This window comes from Streptomyces clavifer, assembly GCF_036345975.1.
GTDB classification, from domain to species: domain Bacteria; phylum Actinomycetota; class Actinomycetes; order Streptomycetales; family Streptomycetaceae; genus Streptomyces; species Streptomyces clavifer.
Window position 1 is genome coordinate 7,579,030 of sequence record NZ_CP107793.1, and the last position, 13,791, is coordinate 7,592,820.

The following is a 13,791-nucleotide window of genomic DNA, read 5'->3' on the forward strand; positions in this document are numbered from 1 at the left end:
CCGCAGCAGTCGGGCCAGGCGAGCCGTCCCGTAGGCGCACCCCGAGATCATCATCGTCTGGGCCGACTCCGCCCATGCCGGACAGCTCGTGACCTGTGTGAAGACCTACCTGAACTCGACGATCAAGACCGTCAGCCCGCCCACATAACGTCCCCGGGTTCGTCGCTCTGCCCCGGCGCCGGGGCGTCGAACGCTCACACGTCTGGGTCATGCGCGCCCGTCGGCACGCACGGGACTGCGAACGGTTCGTCCAGCACGCGGAATCACTCATCACCTGGGTTGCAATCACCCTTATGACCAGGTGGATCACCCGCCGAAGCTCCCGCAGCGGGCAGTCGCCCTCCCGCGAAGCCCAACGCGACTGATCCTCTTGGCACTGACGGTCATCAGTCCCACCAAGAGATCACTGGGCCTCAAACCAACCTGATTGTCGCACCACTACGACGGCTCCACAGGGCAATTCGCACCAGGGGACTCGGCGTCAGCCGTCGACGCAGAGCGTCCGCAGGGTCAATACGGGGTGTGTCAGAGCCGTCTCGTGGTGAACAGGTTGGTTCCGTACACCGCGTCCACTTCCTTCCGCTCGGTTTCAGTGAATCCGACCTTGGCCAGCACACGTCGAGAAGCGGTGTTCCAGTCCCAGACCGTGGCCCACAGACGTTCGTACCCAGATGATCTCGCCCATTCCAGAACCGCCAACGATGCCTCGGTCGCGTATCCCTGACGCCAAACTCGGCGTAGCAGCTCGAATGCCAGTTCAGGTTCTCCTGCCGACCCTCGCTCGCTGTCGACCAGCCCGCAGTAGCCGATGACGTCACGAGATGCCTTCCGCTCGACCGCCAGCAACCCGGTCGACCACAGCTGGTTGGTGCGGATCGAACCCTCGAGCTCCGCGACCGTGGGGTGTCCGTCCGCGTCGATTCGGCGGTGCGGCGGCACTCGTGGATCACGTTCGGTCCACAGCTCATGCTGGACGACCGCCTCGGCTACCCGCCAAGGTCTGAGCAGCAGGCGACTTGTCTCGAGTACGACCTCACTGCCGGGAACCGCGCCAACTGTCATGGCAGCAACCATGGCACGGGTGAACGCGCTGTCGTGCCACGGGGCGCGCTTGGTTGTCCCGATCATGGGCGCTCGATAGGTGGGACAACCGAGAGCCCCCGTCGCTCTGACCAGGTCGCCGTCTTCGTCCGACAGGACTCGGGGCGCGACGGTTCCCCCTCGAGGATTCCGGCCAGGGTGTTCAGTCGTCCCGGAGGGCGGGGTGAACGGTGTGGAGCAGGTGAAGGACGGTGCGTGTCAGTATCACGTGCAGGTCGCTGCGGCTGAGCGTCCCTCGTACCAGCCACTCCCTGGACGCGGCCTTGAGCATGCTGCTGTGCGCACGGATCATCGCCCTGAGCTTGGTCCGGCCCTCTGTGACGTCGGTCATCATGGCGGCCTCGAGGATCCGGTCGGTGGCGACCTCGTCCGCTTCGAGCATGATCTGGTCGATCTCCGGATCGTTGCCGAGGGACTCCAGGCCGATGGCCGAGAGCCACATGTCCCGGTTGCGCTCGACGACTTCGAGCCAGCGGTCGACGCAGATGGACAGGCGTTCCTCGGGGGTGGTCGGAGGCAGTCGTTCCGAGACGGACGCGGGGACGACCATCATCTGTCGTACCACCTCCAGATAAAGCTGCCGCTTGCCACCGAAGTAGTGGTTGACAAGGGCGCGGGCCACGCCTGCCTCGGCCGCGATGTCCGAGATGGACACCGTGGTGTAGCCCCCTGCTCCGAACAGCCTGCGGGCGACACCGAGGATCTCGGCGCGTCGGGCATCCGGCTCCATCCGGCGTCGCCTGTCCTGGCGCTGTACGTCCATGAGGTCGTTCCTTCCGTGGTCGCGATGAACCGACCTATGTGTACATGGACTCGATCGTGGCAGCGTGCAGTTGGTCGACGGCACGGCGGCGCAGGCTCAGCTTCGGGGTGAGCTCGCCGGTTTCCGTGGTCCACGGGCCGGGCAGGACGCGGTGCTGCTTCACCTGCTCCGCGTGGGAGAGCACCCCGTTCACCTCGGAGACCAGTTCATCCAGGGCCGACACCACTTCCGGGTGGCGGGACAGCTCGATCGGGTCGGCAGCCGCGATGCCGTTCGCCCGGGCCCAGAGCGGGGCTGCCTCCTCGTCGAGGACCAGCAGCGCGGTGACGTAGCGCCTCCCGTCGCCGATGGCGACGGCCTGGGCGACCAGCGGATGTGCGCGCAGGAGGGACTCGTTCCGTGTCGGGGCGATGTTCTTGCCGCCGGCGGTGATGATGATCTCCCTCTTGCGGTCGGTGAGGGTGACGATGCCCCGTGAGTAGACCGTTCCGACGTCGCCGGTGGGCAGCCACCCCTCTGCGTCGGTCGCGGTCTCGACGCGGCCGTCGGCCTGCAGGTAGCCGGAGAAGACGACCGGGCCCCGGACGAACAGTTCGCCGTCGTCGGCTTCCCTGACCTCGATGCCCGGCCCCGGCCTCCCGACCGAGCCGAGCGCGAAGCTTTCCGGTGTGCTGACCGTCACCGCGCCCGTGGTCTCGCCGAGGCCCCACACCTCGTACACCGGAAGCCCGATGCTCGCCAGGAACTCCAGGACGGCGGGGGGTATCGGCGCTGCCCCGCTGAAGGCCCGGTGGCACCGGTCGAATCCGATGGCGGCCAGGATGGGCCGCAGCACCTGTGTGTCCTGCTGCTCGAGCGTCCTGGCGAGCTCCGCCGGGATCGCTTCGCCTTCGGAGCGTAGGCGGTACGCCTCGAGTGCGGTCTTCCGGGCGTGGGCCACGGCCGTGGCCTGTTCCCCGGGGAGTGTCGCGAGCTGTGCCCGCAGGCCGGCCGCGAGCTTCTCCCACACACGGGGGACCCCGAAGAAGCCGTGCGGGCGTACCGCGAGCAGCGCGGGCATCAGCTGAGTGGGCTCCGGGCAGATCGTGACGTGACCGGCGTTGCAGATCGGCACGTAGATCCCGAGCACCCGCTCGGCTATGTGTGCCATCGGCAGGTAGGCGAGTGTCCGCGGGTGCTCCGGAACGGGGACGAGCTCGTCCTGCATCAATGACTCGTGAACCACGTTGCGGTGGGAGAGCACCACACCTTTGGGGTCGCCTGTGGTGCCTGAGGTGTACACCAGTGCCAGCGGCTGGTCAGGGTCTGCGGCGTCGGTGAGGGCCTCGAACGAGGAGTCGTCGGGCGGCAGTGCGCCTCGCACGGCCGTGTAGCCGACGAAGCGCGGATCGTCGGCCGGGGCCGCGTCCCAGTCGAGGATGACGACAGCGCGCAGATGCGGCAGATCTTTCAGGACCGGCCGCCAGCGCCGCATCTGCTCCTCGCCCTCCAGGACGAGGACGGTGGCCGCGCTGTGCCGGGCAAGAGCGCCGATCTGCGCCGTGCTCAGCGTGTCGTACGTGCTGCACGGCAGGGCTCCGATGTGAACCGCGGCCAGGTCCGCGATCCAGTGCTCCGCGCGCCTGGACATCGCGATGAGGACGCGGTCGCCCCGGTCCAGGCCGAGCGTGACGAGGCCGCGGGTGAGAGCGGCGACCTCGGCCCGCAGCTGAGTCCAGGTCAGGGTCCCCGAATGTGGTCCGAATCCGGTGCTCAGCGCGGGCCGCTGGGCGAATTCCTGTGCGTTGCGGCGCAGCAGGCGGGGAATCGTCAGCGCCTCGGAGGGCTGGGGCAGCGGCTTTGCTGTGGTCACGGAGAGCTCCTTCCACCGCGATCCGTGAACGGACTTGTCGAGCGGTGCCCACAGTGAACCGACTCTTGGCAGAGTGTCAACAGATGGAGCAAACGCCATCCTCGTTCCCGCCAGTCACCCTCGGCGAAGCTGCAAGTTGCCTTCCGAGGCGTTCAGTTGCCTCATGTGCGTACTGTTGACACTTCGCCAATTAAGCTCTTTCCTGGCCTCCCCGAATGCGCCACGCAGTGGACGGGAGGAGGGCGAGGCCGGTGAGCGGGGCCCTAGGCATTCACCTACGAGGCGATCCGCACCCCACCAGGACAGAGGGGGAACGGATCGCTGTACCAGATCAAGCCCGTGCCGGTGGTGATCGGGCTGATCGACGAGCCCGGCCGCGCCACCAGGGCCAGGATCCCGCGCGCCCGGACGGCATCGCGTTCGGGGCCCGCCCCGCCGGAGGGTGGTCAGGTCATGGGCATCGCCGCAGACGCATACGCGGTGCGTTCGCAGCAGCGGGCCGCCCGGGCGCGGGCCGGTGGCTACTTGGAGAGGCCCGCGGTTCCGTTCAAGGGCCGCAACCGAGGCGCTGTGCTCGCCGAGGGTGGACACCTGCGCTCCCGGACCACGGTGCAGACGCTCGGTGAGCTACGACCGTGCTTCACAGTCGCACCGCCCCCTCATCGGCGTGGGCGCCCTCGACGGCGTCACCCATCGCGAACTCCGGCATGGAGCGGGTGCCGGAACGTCACGCGAGGTCCGGTTCCGCAGGCGCCTCCTGATTTCGGCAGGGCTCTGGCGTTCCTGGCTCGCCTGTGCTCATCTGGTGACACAGAGATGCCCAATATGTTTCATTGTACCAAGCTGGAGAACCTCAGGGCTGAAGGACTCAAGGAGGAGTTCGGGGCTATGGATGGACTCAGTAGGCGCAAGATGTTGATGGCGGGCGGGGCCCTGGGGGCCGTCGGGGCATGGGGTGCGGCGTCGACGGCCGACGCGCGGTCGCTGTGGACATGGGCCCCGGCTGCGTCGATCGCCGGCACGGGAGAGGGCCTGGACCCGGAATGGGTATGGGACGACGAGGTGGACCGGCTGATGGCCTCGGTGATCGACCGCGGTGACGTGCCCAGGGTCAACGGGCTGCTGCGCGCCTGGACCCGCAACGACCAGGAGCTACCGGCAGGACTCCCGCAGGACGTGCACGACTTCATGCAGAAGTCCCGGCAACTGCCCTACTGGGCCGACCGGGACAAGCTGGAGACCGCGGCCGAGTTCAACAAGTCCCGGGGTTTCTACCTCAATCTGCTCAACGGAGTGGGAGGCGGGATGCTGAGCACCGCCATCCCCAGGGAGGCGCGGTCCGTTTACTACTCCAAGGGCGGCGCCGACATGGAGGACCGCGTCGCCAAGACGAGCCTGCTGGGCTTCGCCATCGGAGACCTCAACGCCTACCGTCCGGACGGCGATGTCATCGTGCACGCCGTCAAGACCCGGATGGTGCACGCCGCGGTCCGTCACCTGCTGCCGCAGTCCCCGGGATGGACCCGGACCGGCGACGGCCAGAAGATCCCGATCAGCCAGGCCGACATCATGGTCACCTGGCACAGCCTGGCCACCTACGCGATGCAGAAGCTGGTCGAATGGAAGATCCCGATCAGCCAGGCCGACTCATCGGCCTATCTGCACGTGTGGCAGGTGACCGCGCACATGCTGGGCGTCCGCGACGAGTACATCCCCGCCACGTGGGACGCGGCCAACGCCCAGTCCAAGCAGGTCCTCGACCCGATCCTCGCCTCCACCAAAGAGGGCGTCGAGCTGACCGACATCCTGCTGGGCCAGCTCGCCGAGCAGACGAGCCCCGGCGGCATCGACCGCCCACTCGTCGACGCACTCGCCCGCTTCCTCGTCGGTGACCGGATCGCCGACATGAACGGCATCCCCGAGGAGGCGTTCTGGGGAAAGGTGATCGCTACCGTCTGGCCGAAGCTGATCGCCTTCCGGGAGAAGCTGATCCCTCTGCCGTTCGTGCCGCCCCTCGCCTGGACGATCGACGAGGCCGCTCGTCAGTACATCCTCTTCTACCTCACCAAGGGCCGGGGCACCCGGATCGAGATCCCCGACACCAACCGGCCCGGATCCAGCTGAAGCCACGCCCGTCAGGTGTGGTGCGCCAGCCGGCAGCGGGCCGGGGCGCGGTTCTCGGCACCGGTACGGACTCCGGACGGCTCGGGCGCGTTTCGGTTCCCCCCTCTCCTGGTGCTCACCGATTCAGAACTCAAGAAGGAGCTCAGAGCAATGGACGGACTCAGCAGGCGCAAGATGTTGGTGACGGGCGGGACGCTGGGGGCCATCGGTGCGCTGGCGGCGGCATCTCCCGCCCGCGCCCGGTCTGTGTGGACCTGGTCGCCCAGCGCGTCGGTGGCGGGCACGGGGGCGGGCGTCGACCCGGAGTGGGTGTGGGACGAGGAAGCGGACCCGGTGCTCGCCTCCGTGATCGACCGCGGCGACGTACCCCGGGTCAACACACTGTTGAAGCGGTGGACCCGTAACGACCAGCCCCTGCCCGACGGACTCCCGGCGGACCTCAAGGAGTTCATGGAGCACGCCCGTCAGATGCCGCCCTGGGCGGACAAGGGCAAACTCTATCGCGCTGCCCAGTTCAGCAAGACCAAGGGCATCTACGTCGGGGCTCTGTACGGCCTCGGCAGCGGCCTGATGAGCACCGCCATTCCCAGGGAGGCGCGCGCCGTCTACTACTCCAAGGGCGGCGCGGACATGAAGGACCGCATCGCGAAGACCGCGCGGCTCGGTTACGACATCGGGGACCTGGACGCGTACCTGCCGCAGGGCTCGATGATCGTGACCGCCGTGAAGACGCGCATGGTGCACGCCGCGGTACGCCATCTGCTGCCGCAGTCCCCGGGGTGGTCCCAGACCAGCGGGGGTCAGAAGATCCCGATCAGCCAGGCCGACATCATGGTCACCTGGCACAGCCTGGCCACGTTTGTCATGCGCAGGATGAAGGAGTGGGGTGTCCGGGTCAACGCCGCCGACTCGGAGGCGTACCTGCACGTGTGGCAGGTGAGTGCGCACATGCTCGGCGTCAGCGACGAATACATCCCAGCCTCGTGGGACGCGGCCAACGCCCAGTCCAAGCAGGTCCTCGATCCGATTCTCGCCCACAGTCCGGAGGGTGAGGCACTGACCAACGTCCTTCTCGGGATCGTGGCCGAACTCGACGCCGGCCTGACACGCCCTCTGATCAGCGCCTTCACCCGGTACACGCTCGGCGGTGAGGTCGGCGACATGATCGGCCTGTCCAGGCAGCCGATCCTGGAGAAGCTCATATCGACCGCGTGGCCGCTGCTGGTGGCCTTCCGTGAGGGCTTGATCCCCCTGCCCGCCGTCCCCGCGGTCCTCTGGACGCTGGAGGAAGCGCTCCGTAAGTTCATCCTGCTCTTCCTCGCCGAAGGGCGGCCCATCGCCATCGACATCCCGGACGTCAACCGTCCGTCCTGAGCGGCTCCGCAGCACCCACCGCCCATGCGTACAGCCACCTGACGCTGCCAGGGGTGGCACCATCCACCGCCCCTGGCAGCACCACCCATCACCCCAACCGGAGCCGAACCGCACCATGCAACCACCGACCAGTTCGCGCCGAAACGGGACGCCGGGACGAGTCCTCCGCCAGACTCCCGGACAGATGACGCCGCAAGGGCGCACGGGAGAGGAGACCGATGGCGAACGGTGACGACCGGGGGGCCCAGCGGCCGCCCGGGAGCCAGGCCTTCGACAGGCGCAGGTTCCTGGGATTCGTACTGGCGGCACCGACCCTGGTGACCGCCGCCGAACTCGTACCTGCCGAGCAGGCCAGAGCCGACGTGCCTTCGGCCGACATCACAGAGCTGGTCGACCTCAACGATGTCATGACCTTGGCTGCTCTGCCGACCTCCGGCTTGATCACCGTCCAGGTCCACACGGACGGCACGGTGTCCTTCGCGCTGCCGCGGGCCGAGGTGGGGCAGGGCATCACCACGTCGACGGCCATGCTGATCGCCGAGGAAATGGATGTGCCCCTCGCCAAGGTGCGCGTCACCTTGGCGGACGCGCGGCCGGAACTCGTGTTCAACCAGCTCACCGGGGGGTCCAACACGACCATCGCGACCTACACCCCCGTCCGGGTCGCCGCGGCCATCGCGCGCGGGAGGCTGCTGGAGGCCGCGGCGACGGCATTCGGTGCGGCCCTGACCGAGGTCACCATCAGGGCGGGCGTGGTCATCGGCCCCGCAGGACGGACCATCGGCATCGGTGCGCTGGCCGAGAAGGCCGCGGCCGTACGAACCCAGCAGGTCGCCGCCGAACTCAAGCCGGCCGAGCAGTTCACCGTCATCGGCACTCCGCAGCGTCGCATCGACGCTCTCGACGCGGTCACCGGACGCAAGAAGTTCGCGATGGACCTCACCATTCCCGACGCCTTCCCGACCATGGTGTGCCGTCCGCCCACGATCAACGGAAAGGTCGGATCCGTCGCCAACGTCGACGAGGTCCGGGCCATGCCGGGTGTCACGGACGTTGTCGTCATCAAGAGCGGCGTGGCCGTACGCGCCCGGACCTTCGGCCAGTGCATCGACGGCGTACGCGCCCTGAAGGTGTCGTGGGTGCCGGGCAGCGCGAAAGGCAAGAGCGACGAGTCCGTGCTCAGGGAACTCAAGGCCGCGGAAATCACGATGGGGCTCCCGCCGCTGACCCCGAGCGTCGAAGGCAGGTTCACTTTTCACTTCCGCAGCAACAGTGCGCTGGAGCCCAACTGCGCCATCGCCGACGTGCGGTCCGACCGTGCCGAGATCTGGTCCAGCCTCAAGGCGCCGATCGTCGCGAAGGAGGCGATCGCGGCCAAGCTGGGGCTGCCGCTGAGCGCGGTGACGGTGCATGTCACGGAAGGCGGCGGGTCCTTCGGGCGCAAGCTCTTCTTCGATGCGGCGCTGGAAGCCGTCGAGATCTCCGAGAGGATCGGCAAACCGGTCAAACTCATGTGGCACCGGGCCGACGACTCCCGCCAGGGACGTACGCATCCCATGGCCACGTCCCGCGTGCGCATCTCCTACGTGGGGGACACCGTCCTCAGCTACAAGCAACGCCACACCAGCGTCGCCACCGACCTCAGTCATGGCTTCGGAGAGATCTTCACCGCCCTGGCGGCGAAACTTCCGGTGGCAGACCTCGGATTCTCCGAGACCTTCTTCCAGCTCTCCCAGTCGATGCCGTACAACTTCGGCGTCAACAGCCGACTGCTGAACGAGACCGACAAGAGCTTCAACACCGGCAGTATGCGCAACGTCTACTCTCCCGACGTCACGTGCGCGCGGGAACTCGTCATCGACCAACTGGCAGCGAAGATGGGAAAGGATCCGTACCGGTTCCGCCGCGACTTCCTCAGGGACCACCGATCCCTCGCGGTGCTGGAAAAAGTCGCCGAAGCCGGGCGCTGGGGCCGGCCGATGCCCGAGGGAACGGCGCAGGGCATCGCGCTCCACTCCGAATACCACTCGGCCAGCGCGGTCCTGGTGGAAATCGACTGCCGGCCCGAGACCGTGAACCGGCCGATCCGCGACGGCGTCGCCGGACCACGTGTCACCAGGATCGTCCTCGCCGTGGACGCCGGCCTCACCATCAACCCCCGAGGGCTGGAGGCCCAGATGATGGGCTGCGCCATGGATGGCATCGCGCTCGCCCTCACCTCCAGCCTGCACCTGCGTGACGGGTACTTCCTGGAAGCCAGCTGGGACAACTACTTCTACACCCGGCAGTGGAACACTCCACCCGAGCTGGACATCATCATCATGCCGGACACCACGGGGAAGCCCGGTGGCGCGGGCGAGCTGGGCGTCGCAGCGACGATGGCCGCGGTCGCCTGCGCGTACGGACGTGCGACCGGAACAATGCCCACCACCTTTCCCGTCAACCACGGCACACTCTCCTTCGAGCCGAAGCCGACGGTCCCACCCGTTCCGCAGTCCCCGACCGATGGCCGCGACCACGCCTACTGATGCAAGGAGTCTTCCGTGCCCAAGCACACATTCCGCCTCAACGGCGAGCAGGTCACCGTCGACATCGCCGACGATGTGCGGCTGTTGTGGGTGCTACGCGACATCCTGGGTGTCACCGGCCCCAAGTACGGCTGCGGCATCAACGTCTGCAAAGCGTGTACCAGCCATCTCAACGGCAGGGCAGTCAACCCGTGCGCGATTCCCGTCGGGGATCTGAACCCCACCGACGAAGTCACGACGATCGAAGGCCTTCCGGGCACGGTGGGAGCAGACCTGCACCCCATGCAGCAGGCGTGGCTCGACCAGGACGTGGCCCAGTGCGGCTACTGCCAGCCCGGCCAGATCATGGCAGCCGTCGCCCTCGTGCGCCGGGCTGCGGAAGAAGGACGCGAAATCACCGAAGCCGATCTCGACGGCATCCGCAACATCTGCCGCTGCGGCACCTACCTCCGCATTCGTGAAGCCATCAAGGCCGGTGCCAGGAGCATGTGATGACGAGGGCTGCCATGAACTTCCCTCCTGAACGGATGTGTTGTCCTGTCACGTCGCCGTGTCCCGGCGCGGCTCTGCGGCTCTGCGGCGGAGTTGGGTGGGGCGGGGGAGCGGCTGCAGGGGTGGCCATGGATACCACTCAGGTCACACCGGGTGCCTGAACGCCGCCGAGGCCCGGCCCTCGACCACAGCGGACGGCTCGTCGCCTACGGGCCACCAGGGCAGGCGTTGCCACGCGGGGGCTTCAGGTGAGTGCGGGCCGGATCTGCGGCGCGCGGCGATCAGGCGTTACCGGCCGGCGCGCCATGCTCAAGGCGTTGGCGTTGGCGTTGGCGGTGACGATGGCCGCCCACGCGGTCCAGCCCAGGTTCTGACCTAGGACGATCCAGCTGACCACGGCGGGGTTGACGCTCAGGAGGAGCCCAAACCTCTGGGCGGGAACCCGGGGCAGGGTGACGAGGTCCGCCAGGTAGGGACGGCCGAGGAGAGGGCGCCGGCGGCGAGCGCACAGGCGACGGCTCACGCGGTGTGCGGTCGTTGTACGACGAGGACGACGCCGACCGGCAGGAACATCAGGGCGGAGAGTCCGGCGGCCTGCAGGCCCAGGCCCATCCCCAGGTGGTCGGCGGAAGGCTGCGGCCGCATGAGGGTGACGACCCCGCCGCTGCGAACAGTGCACAGCACGCGTCCACCCGGCGGCGCGAGGTGGCCAGGGCGAGGTCGAGGGGGCCGAGGAACTCCAGGGTCGCCGCGAGACCGAGGCCGATGCGGTCGATTGCGCAGTACAGCAACAGGTTCATCGTTCCGAAGATGAGTGCCAACAGCATCACGGGCCACCACTGTCTCCTGGTGAAGGTGCGCAGGCGGGGCCGTCCGAAGGCTGTCAGGACGATCACGGCGACGTACTGGCGAACGGCGACGACACCCACCGGTCCCAGGACCGGGAAGGCCAGGGGATGGATCGCGGCGCCGGTCTGGTGGGAGAGACCGCTGCCGAGCATGGTGATCACGCCGGCCGGCCGCTCCGAGCCGGGCTTCGGGGCGAGGTCGGGGGAGTGGTGACTGCTGGCATGCCCCGGTGCTGCGGCGGTGACTCCCTTGCACAAGATGCAGCTGCTGCCCTGTCAATACGCTTGAGCCGTGGATGTGGAACTGCGGCAGCCGCGATGTCTCGTCGCGATCGTGGACGAGGGCACTGTGAGTGGGCGTGCTGGTGCCAGCAGGTGGGTGGCAGCGGCGTAGAACGCTGGTTTCCTGGGGCAGGGCGTGCATCCAGGGCGGGCGGCTGTCACGAGATGATCAAGTGGCTGCTGTCGTCCGATCTGCATCGGTTGACCGGCTGCCCAGGAGACGACTGCTCACCCCGTGCATGCCACCCCCTGACTTCCCATCACTCCTGATGGCGATGTGTCGGCTTCGTGTCGAACGCCAGAAATCGCCTACCCGCAGATCGAACGCCGAGGAAACGCTCCGCGACGACTCCTCAAGGCCTGTGCCAGAAACGAGACTTGGAAACGCCTGTCTGGCGTGTTGGCGTCGGCTGACGGCGGGCAGAGGTTGCCCTGCCTGTGATGGCTACGCGGGCGTCGCCTCTCGGCGTCCCGCCGCGGTTGGTGGGGTGGCGGCTCCGTTGAGGCAGCGGTCGAGGAGTGCGTGCATGCGGGGTACGGGGAGGGACGGATTGGCCGCGGCGCCTTCCGCGGTGCGGGGGGCGGTGAGGAGGGTCTCCAGGGCTTCCGGGGTCAGGCTCGGGTTGGCGGCGGCGGCCCGACGCACCGCCTCGTCGGGATCGTCCACCGGGGGTCTGGGCAGGGTGGGATCGGCTGCGGCCAGGGCGCGTACCTCGGGATCCGGGTGGCCGATGAGGTGGGTCAGGCCGGTGCGCGGGAAGCCCGGCAGCCTCAGCAGGTCCGAACGGTGGTCCGGGTGGGTGACGAAGACGCTCAGGAGGAGGTGTGACGGAGCACATGGGTGGTTGCAGGCCAGCCGGATCCGGACCTCCTCGTCATCGTCCTGCGCGAGTGTCCCGACGAGTTCTGCGGGCAGGCCGGACCAGCTCGCCGCAACCCGGCGGAGCACCGGTTCCCCGGACACCGCGCAGGCGGCGAACCAGCCGGGCGACGGCAGGGTGGCCGGGTCAGGGTCCGGCTCGGTGATCGGGCAGACGCATTCAGGACCGTGCCCGATGACCCGGTCGATCACGTCGTACTCGATCCAGGTGCGGGAGAAGGGGTGGAGGCGAGCGCGCATCCGCACGTCCTCGTCCGGGTCCTCCCTCAGGTCCGCCACCAGGTCCGGTCCCAGGTCTGGCCGGGCGGCGACCATCGCGCGGACCTTCGCCTCGGAATGCCGGGCGAGCCGGGCGACGGCGTCGGCCGGAGTGTGGGGGTTCCGGGCCAGGGCGTGCACCGTGTCGTCCGCGAAGCACTGCTCGACGAGCGCGGGCGACAGAGCGCACCTGCCGAGCACGAACGGCCTGCTGCTCGGACGGATGGACGGCAGCTCGGCCTCCACCCGTTCCGGGTCCAGCTCCCAGTTCCTGCCCTGCGCCGCTTCACGGACCGCGGGGTCCGGATCGTCGAGCAGCCCCGCCCGCTGTGCCGGGGTGAGCGACTCTCACCGCCAAGTGGCCCGTATCCGGAGTGCAGGGTCCTCGTGGCCGGCCATGGAGCGGAAGAAGGACAGCGGGATCTGCCGGGACGAGTCGAGCTCCCAGATGATCTCGTTCGCGGTGACCTTGCCGTCCTCGCCCCCGTCCTGGGCAGTCAGGAGGGTGACGAGGACGTCGTCCGGCAGCGGCCGGACCCAGCGGGGCCAGGGGCGGAGGTGGGGGTTGGCGAGCCGCGCGCGGACAAGTCCTGACGGGTCCGTTGCCAAGGGGGCGAGTCGCGGAGGATCTACGTGCTGGTTGCGGGCGAGCGCGCCGCGGATCCGCCACTCGGGGTGGCGCAGGGCTGCGTCGATGACGGCGTCGGGCAGGTCGCGGTCCTTGCACATCAGCTGGCCGAGATCGCCGGCTGCTTGATCCATCAGCCGTATCAGTACGTCGGAGGGCGCCGCCGGATTGAAGGCGACGCCGCGCAGCCAGAGTTCACACAGAAGGTCGGACACCGTGTCATCCTGCCACTCCGTCGCGCGCCCGGACCGGGCCACGTGGCGACCACGCCGCTCGCTGGCAGCTCCATCCGAAGGCATCGGTCCAGGCGGCGAGGGCTTTGCCCGTCGTGCCTACGGTGACTGTCTGCGGCACGCAGCCAGGGGACGCACAACATCAGTGCCATTCCAAGCAACCGGGTTGCTGAAGCTCGGCTACATCGTCTGTCTTGTCCAGGGGTGCTCTTGCCATGGTGTGACAAACCCTCTGGCTCCTGGCCAACAAAGCCGGGGCGGGGTACTGCCGCACACCGCAGCACCCCGCCTCCAGACCGCACGTTCGGCACAAGTGCCCGGGCCCTACAGCAGTCACCGGGCCCGGTGAAGGGCCGGGCGCCCGGGGCGCCGGGGAGTGCCCGGCCCCTGGGGCAGTCCCCGGCACACCGAGGAAGCGACGAGGTCAC

The 13,791-nt window shown here is 68.4% G+C and carries 9 protein-coding genes and 2 pseudogenes; 5 read left to right on the forward strand and 6 right to left on the reverse strand.

Going from position 1 to position 13,791, the window contains the following annotated elements; all coding sequences use genetic code 11:
* Positions 1–37 precede the first annotated feature (37 nt).
* Positions 38–362 (forward strand): annotated as a pseudogene (locus OG927_RS32870) (IS5-like element IS4811 family transposase); the annotation flags it as partial.
* A 163-nt stretch (positions 363–525) separates the two neighbouring features.
* Here OG927_RS32870 and OG927_RS32875 read toward each other — a convergent pair.
* The 3 genes from OG927_RS32875 to OG927_RS32885 form a co-directional block, all read right to left on the reverse strand.
* The gene (locus tag OG927_RS32875) at positions 526–1,128 is read right to left on the reverse strand and encodes a GNAT family N-acetyltransferase (RefSeq protein ID WP_241191635.1); all 603 of its coding nucleotides are present in this window, start codon (positions 1,126–1,128) and stop codon (positions 526–528) included.
* A 115-nt stretch (positions 1,129–1,243) separates the two neighbouring features.
* Entirely contained in the window at positions 1,244–1,864 is a 621-nt protein-coding gene (locus OG927_RS32880) for a TetR/AcrR family transcriptional regulator (RefSeq protein ID WP_056792880.1), read from the reverse strand.
* Positions 1,865–1,898: 34 nt separating this feature from the next.
* Positions 1,899–3,716 carry an AMP-dependent synthetase/ligase gene (locus tag OG927_RS32885; protein WP_124280119.1) on the reverse strand — a complete coding sequence of 606 codons (1,818 nt, stop codon included), beginning with the start codon at positions 3,714–3,716 and terminating at the stop codon, positions 1,899–1,901.
* 888 nt (positions 3,717–4,604) lie between these two features.
* Here OG927_RS32885 and OG927_RS32890 point away from each other — a divergent pair.
* The 4 genes from OG927_RS32890 (at position 4,605) to OG927_RS32905 (ending at position 10,234) form a co-directional block, all read left to right on the forward strand.
* On the forward strand, positions 4,605–5,840 hold the full coding sequence (locus tag OG927_RS32890) for an oxygenase MpaB family protein (protein WP_124280118.1): 1,236 nt from the start codon (positions 4,605–4,607) through the stop codon (positions 5,838–5,840).
* A gap of 150 nt (positions 5,841–5,990) precedes the next feature.
* A complete protein-coding gene (locus OG927_RS32895; protein ID WP_330321269.1) occupies positions 5,991–7,214 on the forward strand; it encodes an oxygenase MpaB family protein in 1,224 nt (407 codons plus the stop codon).
* Between the two features lie 218 nt (positions 7,215–7,432).
* The gene (locus OG927_RS32900; protein ID WP_330321270.1) at positions 7,433–9,742 is read left to right on the forward strand and encodes a molybdopterin cofactor-binding domain-containing protein; all 2,310 of its coding nucleotides are present in this window, start codon (positions 7,433–7,435) and stop codon (positions 9,740–9,742) included.
* A 15-nt stretch (positions 9,743–9,757) separates the two neighbouring features.
* A complete protein-coding gene (locus tag OG927_RS32905; RefSeq protein WP_056792884.1) occupies positions 9,758–10,234 on the forward strand; it encodes a (2Fe-2S)-binding protein in 477 nt (158 codons plus the stop codon).
* 244 nt (positions 10,235–10,478) lie between these two features.
* Here the strand turns inward: OG927_RS32905 and OG927_RS32910 are convergent.
* The 3 genes and pseudogenes from OG927_RS32910 to OG927_RS32920 form a co-directional block, all read right to left on the reverse strand.
* A pseudogene (locus tag OG927_RS32910) lies at positions 10,479–11,244 on the reverse strand (EamA family transporter).
* 565 nt (positions 11,245–11,809) lie between these two features.
* Positions 11,810–12,748 (reverse strand): hypothetical protein, encoded by a 939-nt coding sequence (locus tag OG927_RS32915; protein WP_330321271.1) that lies wholly within the window; start codon positions 12,746–12,748, stop codon positions 11,810–11,812.
* A 102-nt stretch (positions 12,749–12,850) separates the two neighbouring features.
* On the reverse strand, positions 12,851–13,345 hold the full coding sequence (locus OG927_RS32920; protein ID WP_330321272.1) for a hypothetical protein: 495 nt from the start codon (positions 13,343–13,345) through the stop codon (positions 12,851–12,853).
* Positions 13,346–13,791 lie beyond the last annotated feature (446 nt).